This is a genomic window from Achromobacter mucicolens (assembly GCF_902859725.1).
In the GTDB taxonomy this organism is placed as follows: Bacteria; Pseudomonadota; Gammaproteobacteria; order Burkholderiales; family Burkholderiaceae_B; genus Achromobacter; species Achromobacter mucicolens.
Genome location: NZ_CADIJP010000017.1, coordinates 84681 through 108864, shown reverse-complemented (window position 1 = coordinate 108864; position 24184 = coordinate 84681). Strand labels below are relative to the sequence as shown.

Here is a 24184-nt window from a genome sequence, read left to right as displayed (position 1 = left end):
TTTGAAAGTCACCCACATCAACGGCTATCACCTGGCGTACACGCCTGCCGTGCCGCTCGGCAATGCCCGTACATTCATGCGCAAGCGGGAATTTCTCGCCCTGGAAATCATCACTGACAGCGGCCTGCGCGGTTGGGGCGAAGTCTTTTCGTCGCCGTGGGCGGCCGCGGCATTGATCCGGCAGCAATTCGGCGCGCTCGTCTGCGGGCGATCCCCCCTTGATTACGGCGCGGTCTACGCAGACCTCGTGCCACGCATCGGCTATGACAAGCGTGGCCCGGCCATGATGGCGATTTCCGCGATCGACATGGCGTTGCATGACATTGCCGCCCGCGCGCAGGGCGTGAGCATTGCCCAACTGCTGGGCGGCGCGGTGCGCCATGAAGTGCCCTGCTACGCCAGCGGCCCTTTCATCGCCGAGGGCGATGCGCCGTATCGGCACTATCCGCGAGAGATCGAAGCGCTTCTGCGCCAGGGTTTCAAAGCAGTCAAACCCCGAGCCGGGATCTCACCTCAGGCGGACGCCGCGATGGCTCAACAGGTCCGCGCGTTGATCGGCCCGGATGCCGACTTCATGCTCGACATCAACCAGGGCTACAGCACGGCGGCGGCGCGATTGGCGGCACGGCTTATCGAACCGGCGCGCCCCTTGTGGATCGAAGAGCCGGTGGGGCCGGAGAACCTGGAGGGCTACGCCGCCACCGCGCAAGCGACCGCCTGCGCCATTGCAGGCGGCGAAGCCATCGGAAGCCTGGCGGGTTTCGACGGCCTGCTGCGCACGGGCGCAATAGGCGTCCTGCAACCGGACCTGGGGGTATGCGGGGGCTTTACCGGCTATCGAAAAGCCGCGGCCCTGGCGGAAAGCCGCGATGTCGCCGTCATGCCCCACGCCTTTGGCACGGCAATCAATTTTCTCGCGTCGTTGCAGGTCGCCGCGACACAGATGCCCGCGCGAGGCGGCGCGTGGTCCAGCTATCCCTTCGTGGAGTACGACGTGACCGGCAACCCGCTCATCGCCTTGACGGGCCACCCCATCCAGGGCAATGGCTTGGCAGCCCTACCCGATGGCCCCGGCCTGGGCATGGACTTCACGCCGGAACAGTTCGAACCCTGGACGGTCCAGCACTGGCGCATCGAAACTTAGGACGCCCCCTGCCGCGACACATCAAAACCAAATCAGGAGACAACATGCGCAGCCAAAACACTTATCGACCACGCCCCTCGCGGCGCCGCTTTTCCACCCTGCTCGTGGCACTGGCCTTGTCAGGCGTGTGTGCCCCGGCAGCCCATGCCGCCGAGCCGTGGCCTGCCAAACCCATCACCTTGATCGTGCCCTTTCCGCCAGGCGGCACCACCGATGTCACGGGACGGATTCTGGCCCGTGCCTTGTCCACGCAGCTCGGTCAGACCGTCATCGTCGAAAATCGCGCGGGCGCCAGCGGCAACATTGGATCGGCAGTCGTTGCACGCGCCAAACCTGATGGCTACACGCTGCTGATGTCCGGGGTGGGCACCCACGCCGCCAACGCCGCCCTTTATGACGCCATGCCATACGATCCAATCAAGGATTTCACCCATATCAGCAGCATCACATCCAGTCCTAACGTCATCGCCGTCAACCCGGAATTCCCTGCCACCACATTGGCCGAACTGGTCAGCCTGCTGCGCAAATCGCCCGACAAGTTCAACTACGCCAGTCCGGGCGCCGGCTCGTCAGGCAACCTTGCCTTCGAACTGCTCAAGCAACGGGCGGACCTCAAGGTGCAGCACATCCCGTACAAGGGCGCATCTCAGGCCGTCACCGACGTCATCGGCGGGCAAGTCCCCATCCTGGTCATGGTGGCCGATACGCTGGAGCCGCATGTGCGGGCAGGCAAGCTTCGCGTACTGGCTTCGACCGGGGCCCAACGCAGCCTCTTGTTTCCGGACCTGCCCACCGTCGCAGAATCGGGATACCCCGACTTCGATGCCGTCTCATGGACGGGACTGTCGGCGCCCGCAGGCTTGCCCGATGCGATTCGCGACCGGCTATCAGAAGCCACGCGGGCCGCGTTGACTGACCCGGACGTGATCAAGCCGCTCAAGGCGACCGGCAACGCCGTCACCCTTCGCAGCCCGCAGGATTTCACGGCGTTTATTGCAAGCGAGGTTCAAAAGTGGGCGGCGGTTGCCAAAACCGCCGGGTTGAAGATGGATTGATTTCGGCCTGGCGCCGGCACGCGTTGGGGTTGTTGCCAAGCCTGATCCAGATGCCAAAACCCTGTGCCCAATGCCAGCCGAAAAAAAATTTCCGCCGCCCTGCATCCAATCGCGTCTCCCGCGTGTAGTACCTGCAACGGCGCACATTCCGTGCGCCGTATCCGCAAATTCCCATTGCGCAGGAGACCGCTCATGACGACTCGCCCCACCCCCGCCACCGGCCTTTTCACCGTTGCCCTGCTGGCCGCTAGCGCCATGCTGCAAGCCCCGGCCATTGCCGCCTCGCAAGACGCCCTGCCCGCCGCCGTCCAGGTGCCCGCCGGCCACAAAGTGGCCTGGGAAACCGTCGGCACGGGCGAGATCACCTATGAATGCCGCGCGAAGGCAGACGCCAAGGATCAGATGGAATGGGTGTTCGCCGGTCCGAAGGCGGTTCTGAAAGACCGCCAAGGCAAGCAGGTCGGCACCTATTACGGCCCGCCCGCCACCTGGGAGGCCGCGGACGGCTCCAAGCTGACCGGCACGCAGGTCGCCGTGGCGCCGGCCGGCACGGGCAACCTGCCCTATCAACTGGTCAAGGCCAATCCCGCCATGGGCGCTGGCGCCATGACCGGCGTCGCTTACATCCAGCGCACGGCGCTCAAGGGCGGCGTGGCGCCCCAGACGCCCTGCACCAAGGCCGGCCAACGCAGTCAAGTGTCGTACCAGGCCGACTACATCTTCTGGAAGGCTAACTGACACCCGGTGGGCCAAGGCGGCAGGAGTCCGGTAACATGTGCCCGGATCCGCCGCCGATGCCGGGGCTCGCCTGCCCGGTCCGAGCCCATCACCCCTTGCCCCGCGCGCATGCCAAACCGACCTGTTCCGGATTTCGATTACGAAGCAGCCCTCGAGCAGTGCGCCGCAGGGCGCCGCTCGGCGCTGGAAGCCCTGTACCGCCACGAAGGCCCGCGGCTGCTGGGCGTTGCCCAGCGCATTGTCCGTGACCGCGCCCGGGCTGAAGACATCGTGCACGATGCCTTCGTCAATATCTGGAACCGGGCCGGCAGCTTTGACGCCACACGCGGCTCGGCCCGTGGCTGGCTTTACAGCGTGGCGCGCAATCTGGCACTGAACGCCGTGCGAGACAGCCGCCATGAAACCGCCGTTGACGACGACACCGCCGCCGCGCTGGATGCGCGCGACGCGATCGACGCCTGGCACGACACACGCGACGCCTTCGACTGGCGCGACAGCGCCGGCCGCATCGGCCCCTGCCTGGAACAACTGGAACCCGTGCGCCGCAACTGTGTGCTGCACGCCTACGTGGACGGCCTGTCGCACAGCGAAATCGCACAGCGCCTGGGCGCGCCCCTGGGCACCGTCAAAGCCTGGATCAAACGCAGCCTGAAAGCGCTGAAGGAATGCCTGGCATGAGCGCCCCGACAGTCCCCCCCGAAAACCTGGACGAATTGGCTGGCGAGTACGTGCTCGGCACCTTGTCCGGCGCGCGCCGCCAGGAGGTCAACGCCCGCCTGCCGCACGACGCCGCCTTGCGCGCCGCCGTCGACCGATGGGAAGCGCGCCTGCTGCCGCTGACCAGCCTGACCGAACCGGTCGAGCCCTCGCCCGGCCTGTGGCCACGCATCGCCAAGACGCTGGACCGCCAGCACGCGGCGCGGCAAGCCGGCCAGCCCGCGCGTCCAGGCTGGTGGGATAGCCTCTTCTTCTGGCGCGGCGCAGCCGCCAGCGGCCTGGCCGCCGCATTGGTCCTGGCCGGCACGCTGGCGCTACGGCCAGCGCAAACTCCAGGTCCCGTGCAGTACATGGTGGTGCTGGTCGCGCCTCAATCGCAGACGCCGGGCTGGGTGGTGCAGGCCAGCGCGGGTCAACGCGAGGTGCAACTGGTGCCGATCGCGGCCATGCAGGTCCCAGCCGATCGTGCGCTGGAATTCTGGACCAAGGCGGACGGCTGGGCCGGCCCGGTGTCACTGGGCCTGATCAAACCCGGCGAGCCGGTGCGCATCGCCCTGGACAAGCTGCCCCCGCTGGAAGCGAACCAGTTGTTTGAACTGACGCTGGAACCGCCCAATGGCTCGCCCACCGGCAAGCCGACCGGTCCGATCCAGTTCATCGGCCGGGCGGTGAAGGTGATGTAGCCAAGGGGTCCTAGTCGATCTTGGCGCCAGAATGCGCCACGATCGGCGCCCATTTGAGCCGGGCCTCCTGGATCCGGCTGCCGAACTCAGCAGGCGTGGACGTAAGCGGCGTGGCGCCAATGTTCAGGATTTTCTCTATCGTCGCCGGCTCCTGGGAGATCTCGGTGATGGCCTTGGAGAGCGTGGCCAAAGTCTGCGCCGGCAGGCCTTTGGGCGCGGCTACGCCGAACCACACTTCCACGTCATAGCCGGGCACGCCCGCCTCGGCCATGGTCGGCACATCCGGCAGCAGCGGCGAGCGTTTGGCGCTGGTCACGGCCAACGCTCGCAGGCTGCCGGCCTTCACGTGCGGCAACGAGCCGGGCAGATTGTCAAACATCAGCTGGATCTGATCGGCCAACAGATCCGCCATCGCGGGGCCGCTTCCTTTGTACGGCACATGCGTGAAGGACGCGCCCGTCATCGACTGGAACAACTCACCCGACAGATGATTGGTCGTACCGTTGCCAGCCGAGCCCATGTTCAGACTGGCCGGCTTGCGCTTGGCATAGGCCGCAAGTTCTTCCACTGTCTTGGCCTGCACCTTGGGATTGACGACCAGGATGTTGGGCACACTGGCAAATTGCGCGATAGGGGTAAAGTCCTTCTCCGGATCGAACGGCAGCTTCTTGTAGAGGGAAGGATTGATCCCCAACGTGCCCTCGGTGGCGAACAACAGCGTGTACCCATCGGCGGGTGCTTTGGCGACGAGGTCCGTGCCAATGTTGCCCCCCGCGCCCGGACGGTTGTCGGCCACCACTTGCTGGCCAAGCTTCTCCGACAAACGCGCCGCCAGCACGCGGCCCAGGTTGTCCGTGCTGCCGCCCACGGCAAATGGAATGATCAGCCGAATCGGCTTTGTCGGATAGGCATCCGCAATCGCAGCGGAAGAAAATGCCAGCGCCGAGGCGGCGGCAATCGTGATGGCAAGCTTCATGGTGGAACCCCTTGTGTAATAAGAATAGGAAAGCCGTGATCCCGACTTGGCCTTAGTCCAGCGGCGCCATTGCCAGCACCGCGATCTCTTTCTTCAACGTGGACCTTGCCGCGGCAATCGCCTCGCGCCGGGACGCCGCCAGGGACCGGGAGCCAGCCAGCGCGCGGCGCAGGTCTTCAATGCGCTTCGACAATTGCGCAGGCGCGGGGCCGCCATAGGCGGAACGGGCCTGCACGCTCGCCTGTGGATCCAGACAACGTTGAACGGTTGCCGCGTCAAGATGGATATCGCGTCCCGTCTGTTCCGACGCCGCGGCGTTCACCATCTCGACGGTAATTTCATCGGCACACAGCTTGGCTTCAATGGCTTGGTACACCACGGCGCCCACCGCGTGATGCGCTTCCCGGAACGACAGCCCCGATTCACGCACCAGCGCATCCGCCAGATCGGTCGCCGTGGAGAAATCGGTCTTTGCCCTGTGCAGCATGGTCTTTTCGACGGGTTCTGCGGCGTCCAGCACCAGCCGGAAAAGCGCCAGGCAGCGAACGCACTCGTCGGCCGATTCCCAGAAGCTGCGCATGCTCTCCCTGTTGCCATCGCCGCTATGCGTGAAGTGCGTGCCCTTCACCGCGGTCATCGACGCGGTGAACAGGGCGATCAGGTGGCTGGTTTTACCTTTCAGATACTCGACCACCACCGGGTTTTTCTTCTGCGGCATGATGCTGGACGTGCCGGCCACGCGATCGGGAAAATTGACAAGCCCGAACTCAGGGGTAGCCCACACATAGAAGTCCTGCGCGATTCTGCCCCAGGTCAATGAGGCGATGGTCATCGCCGACATCAGTTCCCAGGCAAAGTCCCGCGACGCCACGGCATCCAATGAATTGTCGACGCAGCGGTCAAAGCCCAGCAGACGCGCCGTCTCTTCGCGCTGGATGGGAAACGTTGTTCCCGCCAGCGCACCAGCGCCCAGCGGGCATGCATCGATATGCGCCAACGCCTGTTCGATGCGGGCCGCATCGCGGGCGATGGCATCGGCCGCGGCGGCCAGGTAGTGGCCATAGGTGATGGGTTGCGCGGATTGCAGATGCGTGTAGCCGGGCATGACCACGCCGGCGTACTGCTCGGCGCGAGATATCGCCACTTCTCGCACGGCATTGAGCCCGTCAAGGACGTTCAATCCAGCGTCGCGCGCTCGCAACCGGTCATGCGTGGCAAGGATGTCATTGCGACTGCGCGCCACATGCAGGCGGCCGCCCACGTCCGATCCCGCCAGGCCCATGAGGTGGGCTTCGTAATTGAAGTACGCGTCTTCCCGCTGCGGGTCCAGCGGCACCGCAGCGGCGCCATCGCGCTCCATTCGCTGCAGCGCGCGAGCCAGGCTGATGGCCGGCTCTCGCGGCATCAGGCCCGCGCGCAATAGCATCAGCAAATGGGCTTGATTGATATCCGACAGGTAGTCAAAGCCACTAACGAACTCGCGATTCAACCGCGGCAGATAAATGTGGTCGCAGACTTCCTGCGCGGTAGCTTGCTGCAATCTGCGACTGACCTTCGATTCCATGATCTTCCTGCTCCTGTTGCCCGTGCAAGGCGCCCGATCCGATGTATGGCTGGAGTATGAAAATCGATCGACATTACGTCAAATGACAGTATTCGGCTTACGCATGCAGTTTTGATATGCTGCGACTCACATACGGGGGATTCACGGATGAAGTTCAAACACATCGAGACGTTTCGCGTGGTGATGCTGACGCGCTCCATGACGCTGGCTGCGGGTGAACTCCACACCTCGCAGTCCAATATCAGCCGGGTAATCGGGCAACTGGAAGCCGCTACCGGATTTCGATTGTTTGAACGCCGGCCGGGCGGACTGATTCCCACGCCGGAAGCCGAAGCGTTCTACCGGGAGGTGCAACGCGCGTTTCTCGGCATGGATGCGTTGGCAGATGCTGCGCGTCTGATTCGGCAAGTGGGCCCCGGCACGTTGCGTATCGGCGCCGTGCCATCCATCGCCATGAGCGTCATGCCGGAAGTGATGCGCAAGTTCCGGCAACACTTCCCCGACGTGCCGGTATCGATTCACACGGGCGACTCGCCCACCGTCGCCAAATGGACCGCAACGCGCTATTGCGACGTGGGCCTGGTCTCGTATCTGGCCGATACGCCCGGTGTCGCCGTCAACCTCTGGGCGGAGGATGAAGGGGTGTGCATCGTTCCCAATGGGCATCGTCTCGCGCGCAAGCGGCGGGTAAATGCCGGGGACCTTGTTGATGAGCCGTTCGTCTCGCTTACCCAGGGCGACGGCACGCGCGCGGCGATCGACGCCGCATTTGTTCCCGATCGCCGCAAGCTCATCCTGGATACGCCCTACGCAGCCACGATCTGCCGCATGGTGGCGATGGGGCTTGGGGTAAGCGTGGTCAATCCTCTTGTGATGCGCACCTTGAAGATTCCCGGCGTCACCAGCTTGCCGTTTTCGCCGACGATCGTGTTCTCTCGCTATATCCTTGCCGCGCAGCAACAGGCCGAGTCGAGTTTGACGGCGGCATTTCTGGGGTGCCTGCGCGAGGAGTAACGCGAGGAACGTCAATCACGCCGGCTTCTTGACCCTGCGTGAAGCCGCCGCATCCTTTGCTGCGATCTGGAGCGGCTCCGGCAAAGCCTTGAGGCTTTCCCTGAAAAAGCGTCGTTGGCCGGGACCCAACCCTTGGACGATGTGTGCCAGCCGCTCCACCGCCGCAAACACTTCACGAGTCAGCCCCTTGCTGTGCGTGCGAAACCAGACAAATTCAAGCAGCAGGTTGGCCACCTGATGAGCCCCATAGAAAACCCGGCCCGCATCATTTTCCTCAAGCGTAAAGGCCGCGACATTCGACCAGTCTGCGTAGCCCTTGGCGCGCGAAAAGGCGGCTTCAAACGGCTTGACCGCCTCCAGCATTTTGTCCACTGGAAGGGGCGATTGCGATTGAAATCGCTTCAGGTCCCCGCTTCTGTCGTCGCAGCCCCCACGCGCGATGCGGAGCACGAATACCGTATTCCAGGCAGAACTGCCGCCGACGCCAAAGCGGTCGCATATCCATTCCGACAGCCCCAGCCAGCGTAGCGATGTTCCTTGTACCGAATGAACGTCCTGGTCGTTGATGACAGCAAGCAATCTCTGCTGCCAGAACAACCACAACGTCCATCCGATGTTTGCCGCCACATCCTGAGCAGCCTCGACAGAGTCCGCCTCGTAAGCGGCCTGCAGCGCTTCCGACAAGGCGCTAATCGCCTTCTCCGCCTCGTTCATTCTCATGACTCGATCCGCGCTTTTGTCTTCGAGAGCGCTGCCTTTGTGCAGCAGGGCACGCAGATTCAGATACTCAAATCGCACACGGGGGTTGTAGCGAATGACCGGCGCCAGAAACTGGTCCGCCACCAGACGGTCCAGCCCGGCATGAGATTGCCGGATATCCCCGCGCGCATAGCTATTCCAGGCTGTGGCAACCGACGCCATTGCCGACAAGGTCGGCATGGATGGACCGACGGCTTCTGACTGGAGAATTTTTCCCAGCCTGTTCAACGCGGCCTCGCTGCGCCTTACGTTACCGTGACGACGCCATGCCAGACTCTCTTTCAGTATGGCCAACGCTCGCTGAAAGTCGTCCAGCGCCGTTCGGTCGGCGGCCCGATAACTCGCCGCCCAATTCATACCCGTCGTCGCCATGCCATCTCGCGCCAGCCGCATGGCCTGGGTCAGGTGATTCCAGTAATCCCCCTCCTGGGTCACGTATTGCAGCAGATCTGCGCGCGGGGGCACATGCCCACTCAATCCCAGAAAGTTCGCCACGAGGTCCAGGCTTGCCGGCGCCGCACCATGGCGGCACAGCACCCTATCTGCCTGCGCCTGCGTCATCCAGAATGGTCCCTGGCTGCGCCGTGACGCATTGAGCAGCGCAGGCGGCAAGTCAATGGCGTTTCCCCACCCCACCTCCACGCCCCACATTGCGAAATCCCGAAACGCGCGGGAAACAAACATGCGCAAATTGGCGTTGCCCGGATATCGGGCCTGCAATGACGACCCGGGCACAGCCCCCTCACCGGTCTGCTGCGCGTACCAGACCCTTAGCAGCAGCCAAACCGACTGATACCGCGCAGGCTTGCCGTCCACAAGCAGTGGACGGCCCAAATCGATATGGATGTTCTGAGTCATTCCGCCATGTTACAGGCGTTACGGCACCTTGATTGGCGCTCATGAACCCCACGCATATTCTGGCGGCCACATGCATCCCGCATGACAATCACGGAGATAACATGAATTCGAAATTTCGTCGGTTTGCCAAGGTCGCCTTGCCGCTGCTGATGACGTTGCTCGCGTCCGCGGGCGCGCATGCCGAATTACCGCAGGTCGATATCGGTGCGATATTCCGGGAGGAGCAAGTTGAGGGCACGTTTGTCCTGCTTGACGGACAAACCGGAGCGTTTCAGCGCTACGACGAGGCCAGGGCCGATAAGCGGTATCTGCCTGCATCCACCTACAAGATTCCCAACTCGCTCATCGCGCTGGAAACAGGCGTCGCGAAAGGCAAGGACTTCGAAATCGAGTGGGACAGCAAGCGCAACCCTCGCCAGCCATGGTGGCCGGCGGCATGGGCGCAAAACCATACGCTTGAATCGGCGCTACAAAACTCCGCCGTCTGGTATTACCAGGAAATCGCCAGGCGCATCGGCGCCGAACGTATGCAGGCCTATGTCGACCGATTCAACTACGGAAATCGAGACATTTCTGGTGGCATCGATCAATTCTGGCTAACCGGTGCGCTCAGAATCTCCGCGAACGAGCAGGTGGAATTCTTGCGCCGGTTCTATGTCAATCAATTCGGCCTGTCCGAGCGGACCGTGCAGATGACCAAAGACATACTCGTCCTGGAAGAGACACCTGACTACCGTTTGAGCGGCAAGACGGGTTGGGCCGGACTTGGCGAACCAGGCGCGGCGCAGACGGGCTGGCTGGTGGGCTATCTGGAGCGCGAGGGCAAGGTTTTCTATTTCGCGCTTAACGTGGACGTCAAGAAAAAACAGGATGCCGCTGCGCGCATGAAGATCGTGCGCGCGGTGTTTGGGGATCTGGGGTTGCTGGACGCCGTCCCCAAGTGATCTCCGCAGCCCGCCAAATCTGAGAGGTCTGGCGTTTCCAGTTAGGGGAAGGATCGGGCACGGCTCACCCGTTTTTCCCGCAGCGTTGGCCTCGAGTCCTTCGGGCCGGATGCGGCCGTTGATCAACGGCCGCAACTAGCCACGAGCCGTCAGTGGGCCGTCGTGGCGACCGTTGGGACAATGCGCTTGCCAAGCCGGTCAACAGCTTTACATGGCCGAATTCGTCCATCGACGAGCGCCCTGGAAAATGCAGGGAATCCATCGAATTCTCCATCCCGCAATGCGTCGGGTCGCCACACCGCCCGGTCACGCTGAATCGGGATGACTTAGTGCTACTGCGGCGTTCGCTGTTTAGACGGATCGCCCTGGGCCTGTTTGCGCGCGGCCTCTTCTTTTTGTTGCTGCGTCTGCTGCTCTTGCTGCTTGTTAGGTTGATCCTGCTGGGTGGATGGCGCAGGAGGGCCAGCGGCGCTGAAGCGAGTGGGGAATGTCATGATAGGTACCTCTTGGGTCGTTGTGGAAGATGCCACGTACTCAAAGTACGCCTAGTCTCGAGCCACACCTACACCTCATTGGAAACAAGCGGTGTGCGGCGTACTAGCCTACACTGGCTTGAGACGTCAACTCTGGAGGCAACCATGTCTCAGCGAAAAGATGTAAGTGCCACGGAAAGGTGGGACAACGAAGGGGGTGCACAAATCTATGCGCTCTTAAAAAATCTGCCGCTCGATGAGCTGGAAGACCGAGAGAAACGCATCTTGGCCTTTCTTGGTGCGTCTGTTTTAAGTCTGTGGGAGGACCTCCCGAAGGATGCCCGGCAACGTGTACTTAACGCTGAGATGGCGCGAGCGTCGTTCGACAAAACTGTGCTGAGAGAGCGTATAGCTCAGCTGACCGGCCAACCTCCGCCATGGGTGGACCATCATGAACCATGACCTCAGCGATTCTGATATCGAACGATGGCTTAACGAAGGCGGCATTCATTTGCCCATTTCCACGGAGGTGCTGGATCCCAGCGTGCTGGATGAGGAGGAAAGACGGGTAATCGCTTGCCTTGGGGCGTCCGTCATTAGCACTTGGAACCGTTTGCCCACGGACGTACGACGAACGATCCTGCAAACTGCGCTCAGCACGTCGACGTATGACGCCTCCGCTTTAAAACAGCAAGTGGCCGGATTTCTGCGAGGCCGGCAACGGCCGATGCTATGACAGCCGCAATTCCCGTACGAGGTTTGTCGTGGTCGGAAAATCTATTGTTGGCCGTCATCATGAGCTCGGCGCCCGGGCTCAATTCTTGGATGCCAAAGATCGAGATACCCTAACGCGCCAAACGCAGCGTATGCGGGCCGTCGTGGGAGAAATCGGCCCGATATCTGTCTGGACGGATCTAATCGCTGACATCGAATGTCTTCTCCGAGGCGAGCCGACTTTGTTGCGTCAGACGCCTAACGAATGGATCGCGTGTACTAAGCGTTTACTCCGCGGCCGATGAGGTAGCGGTCGCCCACAACTGTCGTTTCAGCGACTGCTTTTACTCCCAGCGCCGGCGCCCTCGCATCCCGGGCGATCCAACCACAAAGCCCAAGGCATCAGGTCGAGTCCCCTTCTTTCGAGCAGGTCCCAGTTTTCCACCAGCCAATGCTTAAGTCGATCAAATTCATTGCCCGTACTGGTCCGTGCTGACCTTTTCCATCCAATCCACCGACTTCCCATCTAGGGATTCAGCGATTGCAATGTGGCTCATGCCGACTGACGGACTGGCTCCGTGCCAGTGCTTCACGCCCGGTGGAATCCAAACGACATCGCCCGGGCGGATCTCCTGCACGGTATCGCCCCATTTCTGTACTCGCCCCACACCTGAAGTAATGATGAGCGTCTGGCCCAACGGATGTGTATGCCAAGCTGTTCGTGCGCCTGGCGCAAAGGTAACAACGCCTCCCCCCACGCGCGCGGGCGCAGCGGCTTGAAAGCGCGAATCCACAAACACGGATCCGGTGAAGTTTTGCTCCGCACCCGCGCTGCTTGGGTTGGAACCGACCCGCGTGACGGTGATCGGCTCCTGTTCGGCCGCATAGACGGCTGACGCGCCCAGCGACAAGGCAAGGGCTGCTGCGGGGAGTCTCATGTTCATCCTTTCTGAAATCTCTTTGATTGCTTCATGGTGATTGGTTGATTGCCTTGTTCCATTCATTTTCTTCAGAACAGGGCTGACCACGGCCCGTCAAATGTCGAGCTGACGCTCGCTCATCCACTTCACCATGGCCGGATCCCGGTGCGAGAAAAAGCTGCTTTCGCCGGTCTCGAGCTGGGCGATGCGGGCCATGTCAGCTTCATCCAGGGTGAAGTCGAGCACTCGCAGGTTCTCTTCCATCCGTTCCTTGCGCACCGACTTGGCCAGCGCCACAATCCCGCGCTGCGTCACCCAGCGCAGCACGACCTGCCCCACCGATTTGCCGTGCTTGCGGCCGATGTCCACCAGCGCTTCGTTCTGGAACAGGTTGTTGCGACCTTCGGCGAACGGGGCCCACGCCTCAGCCTGCACATTGTTCTCACGCATGAAGGCCACGCTTGTCTCCTGCTGAAGGAACGGATTGACCTCCACCTGGTTCACCGCCGGCACGACATCGTTGAAGCCGATGATGTCCATCAACCGGTCGGGATGGAAGTTGCTGACGCCGATAGCTCGAACCTTGCCGGCCTTCACGGCGTCTTCCATTGCGCGCCACGACCCATGCACGTCACCGAATGGCTGGTGGATGAGGTAGAGGTCGAGATAGTCCATCTGCAAACGGCGCAGCGATTTGTCTATAGCTTGCTGGGTGCGCTCATATCCAGTGTCTTGCACCCAGAGTTTCGTCGTCACGAAGAGATCAGCCCGCGGCACGCTGGCGTTCTTGATGCCCCTGCCCACCGCTTCCTCGTTGAGGTACGACGCCGCGGTATCGATCAGCCGATAGCCGGTGTCGATGGTCTCGACCACGCAGCGCTCGCATTCTTGCGGGTCAGGAATCTGGAAAACGCCATAGCCGAGAATGGGCATCACGACGCCATTGTTCAAAGTAACTTGTTGCATGGTTAGCTCCTATGTTTGCGGGACGCCGCTAAGCCAGCTCGACACACGTTCCATCGTCCGCCGCTCCTGGTCCATTTCAATGACGAGACCATCCAGCAACCGCGCCTTCGGCGCATCGCTTGCCAGCACTGACTTGCTGTTCCCTGGCCCGTAGCCGCCGTGGGTAATGAAGGGGATCAGGGCCTTTCCGGACAGGTCGTGCGCGGACAACTGCCGCATCTCACCGCCCTGAGCGTTCGATGCCGTCGCTGCGGTTCCCAGCGGAAGTGTCACAAGCGCAGCCATCACCGTGCGTCGAGTCGAATCATGGTCGACAGTCATCCACCCCTCCTTGATGTCATCGACCCACGCGGGCCTGCAACGCGGCCGGATAACGGTCGCCTTGAATTTTCACGTCCGCCAAGGCCTGCGCGATCCTGCCCAGATCGGTGGCGGACAGTTCGACGGAGGCGGCGCCCAGGTTCTCTTCCAGGCGATGCAGCTTGGTGGTTCCAGGGATAGGCACGATCCAGGGCTTTTGCGCCAGCAGCCAGGCAAGTGCGATCTGCGCCGCCGTTACGCCCTTGTCCCTGGCAATCTGGCCGAGCAGGTCAACCAAGGCCTGGTTCGCCCGGATCGCCTCCGGCGAGAAGCGCGGTACTTTGCTGCGAAAATCGTCGCTGCCGAAAGTCGCGCCTTCCTTGATGGCGCCCGTCAGGAAGCCCTTGCCCAATGGACTGAAGGGGACGAAACCGATGCCGAGCTCTTCCAAGGTCGGCAAGACTTCCTGTTCCGGCTCGCGCCACCACAGCGAATACTCGCTCTGCAAGGCAGTGACCGGCTGCACAGCGTGCGCACGGCGGATCGTCTGTACGCCCGCTTCCGACAGGCCGAAGTGCTTGACCTTGCCTTCGGCGATCAAGTCCTTGACTGTGCCAGCGACTTCCTCAATGGGCACGTCGGGGTCGACGCGATGCTGGTAGAGCAAATCGATCACGTCGGTCTTCAGACGCTTGAGCGAACCTTCGACGGCCCAACGGATGTGCTCGGGGCGACTGTTGAGGATCTGCTGCTTGTTGTCGTCGCCGAAGGTAAAACCGAACTTGGTGGCGATTACGACCTGGTCGCGCACGGGGGCCAGCGCTTCGCCCACGACCTCCTCGTTGAGGTAGGGCCCGTACACCTCCGCCGTGTCGAAGAAGGTCACCCCGCGATCGACCGCGGCCCGAATCAGCGATATCGCTTGCCGGGTGTCCGTGGCTGGCCCATAACCGTGACTCAGGCCCATGCACCCTAAACCGAGGGCTGAAACTTCCAACGTGCTATTTCCAAGTTTCCGCTTATGCATATGTCTTACTCCATCAAACGCGCCCGTCCAGTGACCCGCCAGCGTTCGCCATACGGCGGGATAGCTGGCGGCATCGCTACATAAGCCAATGTAGCCATCACGTCTAGCCAGCACTAGAGAGTAAAATCCGCAAATACTTATGAGGTGAACTCATAGATGGCGAAACACAGCTACAACGACCTGTTGGCGTTCATTGCGGTCGCGCGTGAACAGAGCTTCACGCGTGCCGCGGCGCAACTCGGCGTCTCCCAATCGGCATTGAGTCATCTGATTCGGGCCCTTGAGACCAAGATGGGCGTTCGCCTGTTGACGCGCACCACCCGGAGCGTTTCGCCCACGGAGGCTGGGGAACGATTGATGCAGAACATCGCTCCCCGTTTCCAGGAAATCGAGGCCGAGCTGTTGGCCGTTGGAGAACTGCGGGACAAGCCGGCCGGCACGATCCGCATCACGGCCAGCGAGAACGCTGCCGACACCGTGCTCTGGCCCAGGCTTGCGAAAGTGCTTCCCGACTACCCCCTGATCAAGGTCGAGATCAACGCGGAATCACGCTTCGTCGATCTCGTCGCGGAGCGCTACGACATGGGCGTGCGCCTCGGCGGCGATCTAGCCCGGGACATGACCACGGTGCGCATCAGCCCCGACTTGCGTTTCGTGATCGTCGGCTCACCCGCCTACTTCGCCAAGCGCTCCCTTCCCTTGAAACCGCAGGACCTGGCCGACCACGACTGCATCAATCTGCGGCTGATGAGCCACGGGGAACTCTACGCATGGGAGTTCAAGAAGGGCAAACAGCAGATCAGCGTTCGAGTCGATGGGCCGCTTGTCTTCAACCGGACCAAGCCCATCCTTCAGGCGGCGCTGGCCGGCTTTGGCCTTGGATACCTGACCGAAGAGATGGCTGCCCCCCACATCGCGAAGGGCCGCCTGCGAACGGTCCTCGCCGATTGGTGTCCGACGCTTCCCGGATACCATCTCTATTACCCCAGCCGCCGGCATCTGTCCCGAGCAATGACCGTGCTGATCGACGCATTGCGTCACCCCGAGAATGAGGTGTGACTGATATGGCCCTGGAGACTTTCAGCGATGTTCTCGCCTTTGTTCATGTCGTGCGTGAAGGCAGTTTCACTCGGGCATCCGCCCTGCTTGGCGTATCGCCCTCTGCCTTGAGCCATGCCGTTCGCGGCCTCGAAACCCGGTTGGGCGTCCGGCTGCTGACGCGCACCACTCGCAATATTGCGACCACCGAATCGGGCGAACGCCTGTTCAACAGTGTGGCGCCCCGTTTCGACGACATCGATGCCGAGGTGGCGGCCGTCAAGGATCTACGCGACAAGCCGGTGGGAACCATCCGCATCACGTCCGCCGAACATGCAGCAACCAGCGTTCTCTGGCCCAAGCTGTCCAAGGTCATGCGCGACTATCCCGACATCAACGTCGAGATCAGCATCGACTACACGATGGCGGACATCGTCTCCCAACGCTTTGACGCCGGCGTTCGAGTGGGAGACCAAGTCGCCAAGGACATGATCGCTGTACGCATCAGCCCGGACCTGCGCATGGCGGTGGTGGGCTCGCCCGAGTACTTCGCCTCACGGTCCACCCCCCGCTCGCCCCAGGAACTGACTCGACACGATTGCATCCGGCTGCGACTTCCGACGCACGGAGGCTTCCTTCCTTGGGATCTTGACCGGGATGGCGAAGAGGCCAAGTACCCCGTCAGCGGCCAATGGGTGTTCAACAACAGCTCCTCCATTGCCCGGGCAGCCTTGGCAGGCTGTGGGTTGGCCTACGTTCCGGAGGATATGGTGTTGGAGGATATCGCCGCGGGGCGGCTAATTCGTGTGCTGCAGGACTGGTGCAGCCCGTATCCGGGGTACCACCTGTACTACCCAAGCCGACGCCAGTCGTCCGGCGCTTTGGCCGTCATTGTCGATGCCTTGCGGCATCGCGCATAGCCAGATCGCGGCTCCGCGCTATTTATGAGTTCACCTCAGTAGTGAATGCGGAATCAGGGGCTTAATCGAAGCGTCCGCATCACGTAGCATTTTCAGCTCCCAGAAAGGAAAGGCAAACCCAAGCCCTCATCCGGCGTTTTGCCTTTCGCCGACACCATGCCGCCACCCTGGCCGATATGCATGCCGGCCAAACCGAGCAACGGGATGGAGCTGTCACCGATGATTCAAAAAAAGCCTGCTTACACGCCTGCGATCAGCACGTTGCGCGTTGTGATGGCTCTGACTTGCGGGCTAACGCTCGCACACGGTCATGCCACTGCAAAAACTGAGGCAACGCAAGCGATGCCTGCACAAGCCACCTCGGATACCTTGTCCGCAAAACAGCAGGCCGTGCCCCTGATCGCCGCCTTCATGGCCGCAAGCGATATGCCCCAATTGAACACGGCCTTGAACCAAGGGCTTGACGCCGGCATGACCATCAGCGAGGCCAAGGAAATCCTGGTGCAGCTGTATGCATATGTCGGCTTTCCTAAAAGCCTTAACGCGCTTGGCGAACTCCTGAAGGTGGTCGAGGCACGCAAGCAACGCGGGATTCAAGACGCACCGGGACGCGAACCCAGCCGCGCCATTCCCACCGGGGACGAACTGATAGCGGTAGGCAAGGCCAATCAGACCCGCATCTCAGGCGCACCAGTCACCGGCCCCGTCATGGAATTTACCCCCATCATCAATCAATTCCTGCAAGCCCATTTGTTCGGCGACATCTTCGAACGCGACAACCTCGACTGGCAGAGCCGCGAATTGGCCACTGTCGGGGCGCTGGCGGCTACGCCCGGCGTGGACGCGCAGTTGCGCTCGCACATGCGAGCCAGCATGCGTGTGGGCTTGACGGCAGCGCAGTTGCGCCAGTTGACCCAGATTCTGGCTGAGCGCGGCGGCAAACAGGCCGCGGAGCGTGCGGATGCGGCCTTGACTCAGGCCCTTGCCGCGACCGCGGGGCGCTGAACATGAACCTCACCAAAACCCTGCTCGCGTGCATCGCGCTGAGCTCGATGACGGCTTGCACAGCCCTTCCCGGCAGCCCACGCAATGCCAGCGGTCCGCTTGTCATCCAGGAGCAAGGCAGCTTCGCTGTCGGCGGACGCGTCGTGCAGAAGCCTGGGCTGTACGACAACAACAAGCCAACCGCCGAAGGGCAGACATTCCACGGCGACCACCTCTACGCCTTCTATCAAGTCCCGCAGAAACCCAGACCGCTGCCCCTGGTCATGCTGCATGGTGCTTACCAATCGGCGCGTAGCTGGGAAACGACGTCAGACGGCCGTGAAGGTTTTCAGACCCTCTTTCTGCGTCGTGGCTTTCCGGTTTATCTGGTCGATCAGCCTCGCCGCGGTCGCGCCGGCAATAGCACCGTGGCAACCACGGTCGAGCCCATCCCCTTTGATCAACTGTTCTTCGATCAATTCCGGATCGGCAAATGGCCAAGTTACTTCGACAACGTGCAGTTCGACCGCAAGCCTGAAACGCTGGATCAGTTCTTCCGTTCGGTCACGCCCAATACCGGTCCCTTCGATGCCGGGGTGATCTCGGACGCCATGGCGGCACTGTTCGAAAAAACGGGGCCCGGCATCCTGATATCGCATTCTCAGGCAGGCGGACCGGGGTGGTTGACCGCGATCAAAAGCAAGAACGTCAAGGGAATCGTCGCGTTGGAACCCGGTAGCGGCTTCATCTTCCCTGAAGGGGAGCTTCCCGCCGCGATGCCAAGCGCGGCAGGGACGCTTACGCCCGAGGGCGTGCCGCTGGCAGACTTCGAGAAGCTCACGCGTATCCCGATCATCATCTATTACGGCGACAACTTTCCGACCGAGCCGACCACGGAGCGCGGACAGGACAACTGGCGGGTGCGCCTGGCCATGGCCCGCCTTTGGGTCGCTGCCATCAACAAACATGGTGGCGACGCGCAGCTCGTGCACCAGCCGGAAGTCGGCATTCGGGGCAACACGCATTTTCTGATGTCCGACCTCAACAACATCCAGATCGCCGATCTGGTGTCACGGTTTCTTGCCGCGAAAGGTCTGGATTGACAAGCGCGCAAGTGCAGCCTGATGCATCGCCTAGACATTGGGAAATCGGCCCAGCTACCGCAACACCAGCCGCCGCAATCAACAACAGGAATTGAGATGAAAGATCCATTTATCAGCAGAACCCGACGCGATTTTCTCGGCGCATCCGCGTTCGCTGTCACCAGTGCAATCATAGGAGTGCCAATAATGAGCGCCGCCGCCGCCGCAGCCGACTACAAGAAGAATCCCTTTACGCTGGTCTACGCCGGCGCCCTCTCGAAGAATGAACCGGGCAAGGTCAATATTCATCCGGTCAAGTACAAGCTGAACGACCTGGCTATCGTTGCCAACGTCTACACCCCGTCGAACTACGATGCGCAGAAGAAATATCCCGCGATCGTCGTGGCCCATCCCAATGGCGGCGTGAAGGAGCAGGTCGCTGGCCTGTATGCCCAGCACCTGGCCGAACTTGGCTACATTACGATCGCGATGGATGCCGCCTATCAGGGCGGCAGTGGCGGCGAGCCCCGCAGCACGGACAAGCCGCAATTCCGCATAGAGGACATCCACGGTGCAGCGGACTTCATCACTCAGTACCCGGGTGTTGATGCCACGCGCCTGGGGCTACTCGGCATTTGCGGCGGAGGCGGCTACTCGTTGTCCGCGGCAAAGTCCGACAAGCGTTTCAAGTCGATCGCGACCCTCAGCATGTTCAACTCCGGCCGGGTTCGTCGGAATGGCTTCGCCGATTCTCAACTGAACACCATTCAACAGCGACTGAAGCAGGCGTCCGAAGCACGCGCCCAGGAAAAAGCAGGAGGAAAGATCCCGTACTCCGGCGACGCCGACATGACAGATGCTCAGATTGCCGCGCTGCCGTTCGAAATGTACCGGCAGGGCTACGAGTACTACTGGAGGACGCACGCCCACCCCGGCTCGACCTTCAAGTACACGACCAGCAGCCTGTTGGATCTGATGCGCTGGGATGCAACCGAGCAGATCGAATTGATAGACCAGCCTCTGCTGATGATCGCCGGCAGCAAAGCGGACAGCCTGTATATGACCGAAGAAGCCTTCCCGAAGGCCACGGGAACCAACGACAAGCAACTGTTCCTGATCGAAGGCGCGACCCACATCGAGACCTACTGGGTTCCCAAGTATGTGGACGCCGCGCTCGGCCAGCTCAAGCCGTTCTACGCTCGAACCCTGTGATCATTGACAGCACGAGGTGAGGAGATCCGATTCATCCACGCGCGAGCGATCTGAGGCGATTTTCAAATGCTTCCTATCGCGCGCCGGGATCTCCAGCCGCGCTGCCTGGCCCGGGCGCCAAACGCCCATCGACTTCCTACAGATAATCTTTGTATCGGCGAATGTACTCGCGCGCGCTTTGGTTCAGCTCGCGCACACAGCGATCCGCCTCGTCCACATCGTTGCGAATCATGGCGTCAAGCAGCGTCCGGTATTGCTTGATCCCCATCTCGGCGCGCCCAGGCAACAACGCCACGCGCCGCATCGTCACTTGCATGCGTTCGTAAATTCGTTCAATCAGATCGCTGAGCACGGGGTTGTTGGCGATTTCGTTCACGCGATTACGGAACCGCACGATGGTATCGACATGCGACTCGATGTCGCCGTCCCTCAACGTCTCTTCAAACTGCGGACCGAGCATCTGCTGAAGCGCTTCGTAGTCGGTTGCCGAAGCATTCTCCATGGCCAGGCGAACGGACAGGCTGTCTAGCGTCTCGCGAACCTGGTAGAGGCGATAGGTGGTTTCCATGTCAACGGGAACCACCACCGCGCCCTTATTCGGAACACGTTCGATCAGGCCGCGGTCTTCCAGCGTAGCCAGCACCTCACGGGCCTTGGCGCGCGGGATTCCGTAGTTCTTCACGAGATCTTCTTCCGGCAGGCGCGAACCCGGCAGCAACGCTTGGGAAGCAATGCGCTGTCGTACATCCAACACGACTGCCTGGGTGGACGGCATGCTTTTGCGCTCTTTTGCAGGGGCGGATTGCGCTTTTGGTTTCTTCGGAGAAGTGGCCATGTTTTGGGCAGGTCGAGGCAAGGTTTTGACGCCGTCGATCATAGCACTCTTATCGCACTCACGATTGTGCACAATCTTGCGCTCATGCTCGTATTTTCTTATTGACACAATGATTTGTGCCAGCGCAAGATACCCCACATCGCATCACCCGACGCCGATTTCCGAAGGAGAGTGCCTTGTCCTCAGCCGTGCTTGCATCCCTGCCGGGCCCGATTTGCCAGCAATACCAAATAAAGCGGGACGCGCTTGTCGCTCGCGGAGTCGCCAATGGCGCGCCCATCTTTGCGGCCCGCGCGAGCGGGTCCGAAGTGGTCGACCTCGACGGCAATACCTTCCTGGATTTCGCAGGGGGCATCGGCACGTTGAACGTGGGCCACGCGCACCCGGAGGTCGTTGCCGCGGTCAAGCGCCAGGCAGACGACTATCTGCATACCTGCTTCAACATCGTCATGTATCCCGGCTACATCGACCTCGCCGAAATGTTGGTCAAAAGGCTGCCCGGCGACTGGCCCAAGAAGGTGATGCTGCAAAGCACCGGCTCAGAGGCCGTCGAGAACGCGATAAAGATCGCCCGACGCGCAACGGGGCGTCAGGCGGTGGTGGCTTTTGAGGGCGCGTTCCATGGGCGCACCAACATGGCCCTTGCCCTCACCGCAAAGGCGCCCGCCTATAAAACCGGCTTTGGCCCCCTTGCCAGCGAGGTATACAGGGCGCCCTTCCCCTACGTTTATCGCACTGGCGCCGATGAAGAAACCGCGGCCCGCCAGGCCTTTGAGCGTTTCGAACGCATGGTCGAAACCGAAATCGGCGCAAGGCAAGTTGCCGCGGTCATCATCGAACCGGTGCAAGGCGAGGGAGGTTTTCATGCTGCGCCGGCCAGCTTCATGCGCCGGCTGCGCGAATTCTGCACAAGCCACGGCATCGTCCTGATCGCCGACGAGATCCAGTCCGGTTTTTGCCGCACGGGCCGCTGGTTCGCCATCGAGCACAGCGGAATTACCGCCGATCTCTACACCCTGGCCAAATCCATGGGCGGCGGCATGCCGATCGCCGCCGTGGTCGGCCGCGCCGAACTCATGGACGCGCCCGATGTGGGCGGCCTGGGCGGAACCTACGCGGGCAATCCCCTGGCCTGCGCAGCGGCGCTGGCCGCAATTGCCGTCATGGAACGCGACGACTATGCGGGCCGCGCGCAGGCGCTGGGCCGTCAGTTGGCCGAACGATTCGAGGCATGGAAACGCGACATTCCCATCGTGGGGGATGCGCGCGGGCTGGGCGCGATGCGCGCCGTGGAAATCGTCACGGACAAAGCCACCCACCGTCCGGACGGCCAGGCCACCGCGCGCATCGTGCGGCGCGCTTACGAAGCCGGTCTGATCCTCGTGAAGGCAGGTTTTCATGGAAACGTGCTGCGCTTTCTGGGCCCGCTGAACATGAGTGCCGAGCAACTGCAGCGGGGTTTGGACATCCTTGAAAAATCCATCATCGCCGAGGTGCGCGCATGAATACGTTATTGAAGTTGGACAACGCGCGTAAGGTCGTGCATCTGTTGGGAGACGCGCGCCCCGGCATGAATGTGCTGGTGCTGTATGACTACTTCACCGAGCAGAATGTCCAGCCGCTGGCCATCGCCATCAACGAGTGCGGCGCCATTCCCCACATGCTCCAGATACCTGGCAGTCGCCAGCATGGGCGCCCGTTTTCGCCCATCGTGGCCGACGCCATGTGCGGCGCGGACCTGGTGATTGCGCTTACGCGCGCCAACGCCGCCCATACCGAAGCGCGGCAAAAAGCCACTCGCGCCGGCGTCGGGGTCATTGTCTTGCCCGAATCGGATTTGCCGGATTTCTTCATGGCCGAGGGCTGGAACGCCGACTTTCAAGCCCTGCGTCCGCAAATCCAGGGGCTGGCTGATGCGCTCACCCACGCCGACACGGCACGGGTTACCAGCGCCGCGGGTACCGATATCACAATGAGCATTGCGGGTCGTCGTGGCCGTGCGCTGCATGGATTTGCAAATACGGAAGACATCTCGGCGGGCTATTGCCTCGAATCCAGTCTGGCCCCCGTTGAAGGCACTGCCGAAGGCGTCATCGTGGTGAACGCCAGTATCCCTGGCGTGTCACTGATCCGAGACCAATCGGTTCGCATCACATTTGAGCGCGGCATGGCCGTGTCCATCGAGGGCGGGGCCGAAGCTGCCAAATTCCGCGATCTGCTTGCCGGGTTCAACGACCCGCTGGTCTACAACCTGGGCGAATTGGGTGTCGGCATGAACCCCTGCTGCCAGCTGGACGGAACCATGCTTTCCGATGAGAGCGTGTACGGGTCCATCCAGCTGGCGCTCGGCACCAGCGCCTACATCGGCGGAACGGTCAAGGCGGCCGCCCACTACGACACCATCGTGACCGATGCGCAACTCTGGCTGGACGGCAAACTGGTGCTCGACGGCACCACGCTGCACCTTGGGGACGCGCGATGAGCATTCGAATGGACCGCGGCCAGAACGGAATCGTGACCGTCTTGATGGACAGGCCTGCCAAGCGCAATGCCTTCACGCTCGACATGTACCGTGAGTTCGGTGATGCATTCGACACGCTAAACGCCGATGACAGTGTCCGTTGCATCGTGGTGCGCGGCGCGGCAGGCGCCTTTTGTGCCGGTAGCGATATCGGCGGGTTCGACGAAACCCGCAGCGGCGCGGAACAGGCGCGAGAGTACGCCGAGTTCACGCTGGCCATGACCGACCGGCTCAAGCTCACGCCGCATCCCACGGTCGCGTGCATCGAAGGCGCGTGCGTGGGCGGCGGGCTGGAGATCGCGGCCATGTGCGATATCCGCATTGCGGGCCGGGGCTCCCGCTTTGGCGTGCCGATCAACCGCATCGGATTGACCCTGGACTACCGGGAACTGGCTGATCTGCTGGCTGTTATCGGTGGCACGCGCACGCTGGAAATCCTGCTCGAAGGCGCCGTTTTTGGCGCAGACGAGGCGCTGAACAAGGGCCTCGTCACAAGAGTGGTGGACGACGACAAGGTAGGCGATGAGGCCTATGAGGCCGCACGACGTATCGCGGCGGGCGCTCCCCTGGTCAACCGCTGGCACAAACAATTCGTGCGTCGCTTGCAAGCGGGCGGCGAACTGGCCGAACACGAACTGGCTCAGGCCTATGCCTGCTTTGACACCGAGGATTACCGCAACGGGCAGCGCGCCTTCCTGAACAAGGAAAAGCCTGTCTTTGCAGGTCGCTGAAAGGAAAGA

At 61.8% G+C, this 24184-nt stretch carries 25 protein-coding genes; 16 read left to right on the top strand and 9 right to left on the bottom strand.

All coding sequences use genetic code 11. The features are described from left to right. Nucleotide 1 precedes the first annotated feature (1 nt). From HV786_RS20710 to HV786_RS20690, 5 genes are all read left to right on the top strand, one after another. Nucleotides 2-1144: a mandelate racemase/muconate lactonizing enzyme family protein gene (locus HV786_RS20710; protein WP_128827537.1), complete on the top strand. Its 1143-nt coding sequence runs from the start codon at nt 2-4 to the stop codon at nt 1142-1144. Between the two features lie 44 nt (nt 1145-1188). Beyond that, entirely contained in the window at nt 1189-2199 is a 1011-nt protein-coding gene (locus tag HV786_RS20705) for a Bug family tripartite tricarboxylate transporter substrate binding protein (protein ID WP_128827538.1), read from the top strand. A 192-nt stretch (nt 2200-2391) separates the two neighbouring features. Further along, nucleotides 2392-2937 carry a DUF3455 domain-containing protein gene (locus HV786_RS20700; RefSeq protein ID WP_128827539.1) on the top strand — a complete coding sequence of 182 codons (546 nt, stop codon included), beginning with the start codon at nt 2392-2394 and terminating at the stop codon, nt 2935-2937. 108 nt (nt 2938-3045) lie between these two features. Then, entirely contained in the window at nt 3046-3615 is a 570-nt protein-coding gene (locus HV786_RS20695; protein ID WP_128827540.1) for a sigma-70 family RNA polymerase sigma factor, read from the top strand. After that, nucleotides 3612-4337: an anti-sigma factor gene (locus HV786_RS20690; protein ID WP_175211697.1), complete on the top strand. Its 726-nt coding sequence runs from the start codon at nt 3612-3614 to the stop codon at nt 4335-4337. The genes HV786_RS20695 and HV786_RS20690 overlap by 4 nt, the downstream gene beginning before the upstream one ends. A gap of 10 nt (nt 4338-4347) precedes the next feature. Here HV786_RS20690 and HV786_RS20685 read toward each other — a convergent pair whose 3' ends face one another. Further along, complete coding sequence (locus tag HV786_RS20685; protein ID WP_128828892.1) at nt 4348-5313, bottom strand: Bug family tripartite tricarboxylate transporter substrate binding protein; 966 nt, start codon at nt 5311-5313, stop codon at nt 4348-4350. 52 nt (nt 5314-5365) lie between these two features. Next, nucleotides 5366-6877, bottom strand: a complete 1512-nt coding sequence (argH, locus tag HV786_RS20680) for an argininosuccinate lyase (protein ID WP_128828891.1) — start codon at nt 6875-6877, stop codon at nt 5366-5368. A 147-nt stretch (nt 6878-7024) separates the two neighbouring features. Here argH and HV786_RS20675 point away from each other — a divergent pair, with 147 nt between their 5' ends. Then, nucleotides 7025-7891: a LysR family transcriptional regulator gene (locus tag HV786_RS20675; RefSeq protein ID WP_128828890.1), complete on the top strand. Its 867-nt coding sequence runs from the start codon at nt 7025-7027 to the stop codon at nt 7889-7891. Between the two features lie 15 nt (nt 7892-7906). Here the strand turns inward: HV786_RS20675 and HV786_RS20670 are convergent, their stop codons facing one another. Next, entirely contained in the window at nt 7907-9508 is a 1602-nt protein-coding gene (locus HV786_RS20670) for a hypothetical protein (RefSeq protein ID WP_128828889.1), read from the bottom strand. A 101-nt stretch (nt 9509-9609) separates the two neighbouring features. Here HV786_RS20670 and blaOXA point away from each other — a divergent pair, with 101 nt between their 5' ends. Continuing rightward, the gene (gene blaOXA / locus HV786_RS20665) at nt 9610-10452 is read left to right on the top strand and encodes a class D beta-lactamase (RefSeq protein WP_128828888.1); all 843 of its coding nucleotides are present in this window, start codon (nt 9610-9612) and stop codon (nt 10450-10452) included. Nucleotides 10453-10784: 332 nt separating this feature from the next. Here blaOXA and HV786_RS20660 read toward each other — a convergent pair whose 3' ends face one another. Then, complete coding sequence (locus tag HV786_RS20660; RefSeq protein ID WP_175211695.1) at nt 10785-10946, bottom strand: hypothetical protein; 162 nt, start codon at nt 10944-10946, stop codon at nt 10785-10787. 144 nt (nt 10947-11090) lie between these two features. Between HV786_RS20660 and HV786_RS20655 the strand changes: the two genes are divergently transcribed. Further along, complete coding sequence (locus tag HV786_RS20655) at nt 11091-11387, top strand: hypothetical protein (RefSeq protein WP_128828887.1); 297 nt, start codon at nt 11091-11093, stop codon at nt 11385-11387. Between the two features lie 722 nt (nt 11388-12109). Here HV786_RS20655 and HV786_RS20650 read toward each other — a convergent pair. The 4 genes from HV786_RS20650 to HV786_RS20635 form a co-directional block, all read right to left on the bottom strand. Next, a complete protein-coding gene (locus HV786_RS20650; protein ID WP_128828913.1) occupies nt 12110-12577 on the bottom strand; it encodes a (R)-mandelonitrile lyase in 468 nt (155 codons plus the stop codon). A gap of 96 nt (nt 12578-12673) precedes the next feature. Further along, nucleotides 12674-13525: an aldo/keto reductase gene (locus HV786_RS20645; RefSeq protein ID WP_128828885.1), complete on the bottom strand. Its 852-nt coding sequence runs from the start codon at nt 13523-13525 to the stop codon at nt 12674-12676. Nucleotides 13526-13534: 9 nt separating this feature from the next. Beyond that, complete coding sequence (locus tag HV786_RS20640) at nt 13535-13846, bottom strand: NADPH-dependent FMN reductase family protein (RefSeq protein WP_128828884.1); 312 nt, start codon at nt 13844-13846, stop codon at nt 13535-13537. Nucleotides 13847-13862: 16 nt separating this feature from the next. Further along, nucleotides 13863-14852 carry an aldo/keto reductase gene (locus tag HV786_RS20635; RefSeq protein ID WP_128828883.1) on the bottom strand — a complete coding sequence of 330 codons (990 nt, stop codon included), beginning with the start codon at nt 14850-14852 and terminating at the stop codon, nt 13863-13865. 156 nt (nt 14853-15008) lie between these two features. Between HV786_RS20635 and HV786_RS20630 the strand changes: the two genes are divergently transcribed. The 5 genes from HV786_RS20630 (at nt 15009) to HV786_RS20610 (ending at nt 20088) form a co-directional block, all read left to right on the top strand. Then, the gene (locus HV786_RS20630; RefSeq protein ID WP_128828882.1) at nt 15009-15911 is read left to right on the top strand and encodes a LysR family transcriptional regulator; all 903 of its coding nucleotides are present in this window, start codon (nt 15009-15011) and stop codon (nt 15909-15911) included. A gap of 5 nt (nt 15912-15916) precedes the next feature. Then, complete coding sequence (locus HV786_RS20625) at nt 15917-16810, top strand: LysR family transcriptional regulator (protein ID WP_128828881.1); 894 nt, start codon at nt 15917-15919, stop codon at nt 16808-16810. 219 nt (nt 16811-17029) lie between these two features. Next, nucleotides 17030-17815: a carboxymuconolactone decarboxylase family protein gene (locus HV786_RS20620; RefSeq protein ID WP_128828880.1), complete on the top strand. Its 786-nt coding sequence runs from the start codon at nt 17030-17032 to the stop codon at nt 17813-17815. Between the two features lie 2 nt (nt 17816-17817). Beyond that, a complete protein-coding gene (locus HV786_RS20615) occupies nt 17818-18897 on the top strand; it encodes an alpha/beta hydrolase (protein ID WP_128828879.1) in 1080 nt (359 codons plus the stop codon). 186 nt (nt 18898-19083) lie between these two features. Next, a complete protein-coding gene (locus HV786_RS20610) occupies nt 19084-20088 on the top strand; it encodes an alpha/beta hydrolase (protein ID WP_217284694.1) in 1005 nt (334 codons plus the stop codon). A 136-nt stretch (nt 20089-20224) separates the two neighbouring features. Here the strand turns inward: HV786_RS20610 and HV786_RS20605 are convergent, their stop codons facing one another. Beyond that, nucleotides 20225-20965 carry a GntR family transcriptional regulator gene (locus HV786_RS20605; RefSeq protein ID WP_252870222.1) on the bottom strand — a complete coding sequence of 247 codons (741 nt, stop codon included), beginning with the start codon at nt 20963-20965 and terminating at the stop codon, nt 20225-20227. Between the two features lie 134 nt (nt 20966-21099). Here HV786_RS20605 and gabT point away from each other — a divergent pair, with 134 nt between their 5' ends. The 3 genes from gabT to HV786_RS20590 are packed head-to-tail and all read left to right on the top strand — an operon-like array spanning nt 21100 to nt 24175. Then, nucleotides 21100-22428: a 4-aminobutyrate--2-oxoglutarate transaminase gene (gene gabT, locus HV786_RS20600; protein ID WP_128828877.1), complete on the top strand. Its 1329-nt coding sequence runs from the start codon at nt 21100-21102 to the stop codon at nt 22426-22428. After that, nucleotides 22425-23405, top strand: a complete 981-nt coding sequence (locus tag HV786_RS20595; protein WP_128828876.1) for an aminopeptidase — start codon at nt 22425-22427, stop codon at nt 23403-23405. Before gabT ends, HV786_RS20595 begins: the two co-directional genes overlap by 4 nt. Beyond that, nucleotides 23402-24175 (top strand): enoyl-CoA hydratase/isomerase family protein, encoded by a 774-nt coding sequence (locus tag HV786_RS20590; RefSeq protein ID WP_128828875.1) that lies wholly within the window; start codon nt 23402-23404, stop codon nt 24173-24175. Before HV786_RS20595 ends, HV786_RS20590 begins: the two co-directional genes overlap by 4 nt. Nucleotides 24176-24184 lie beyond the last annotated feature (9 nt).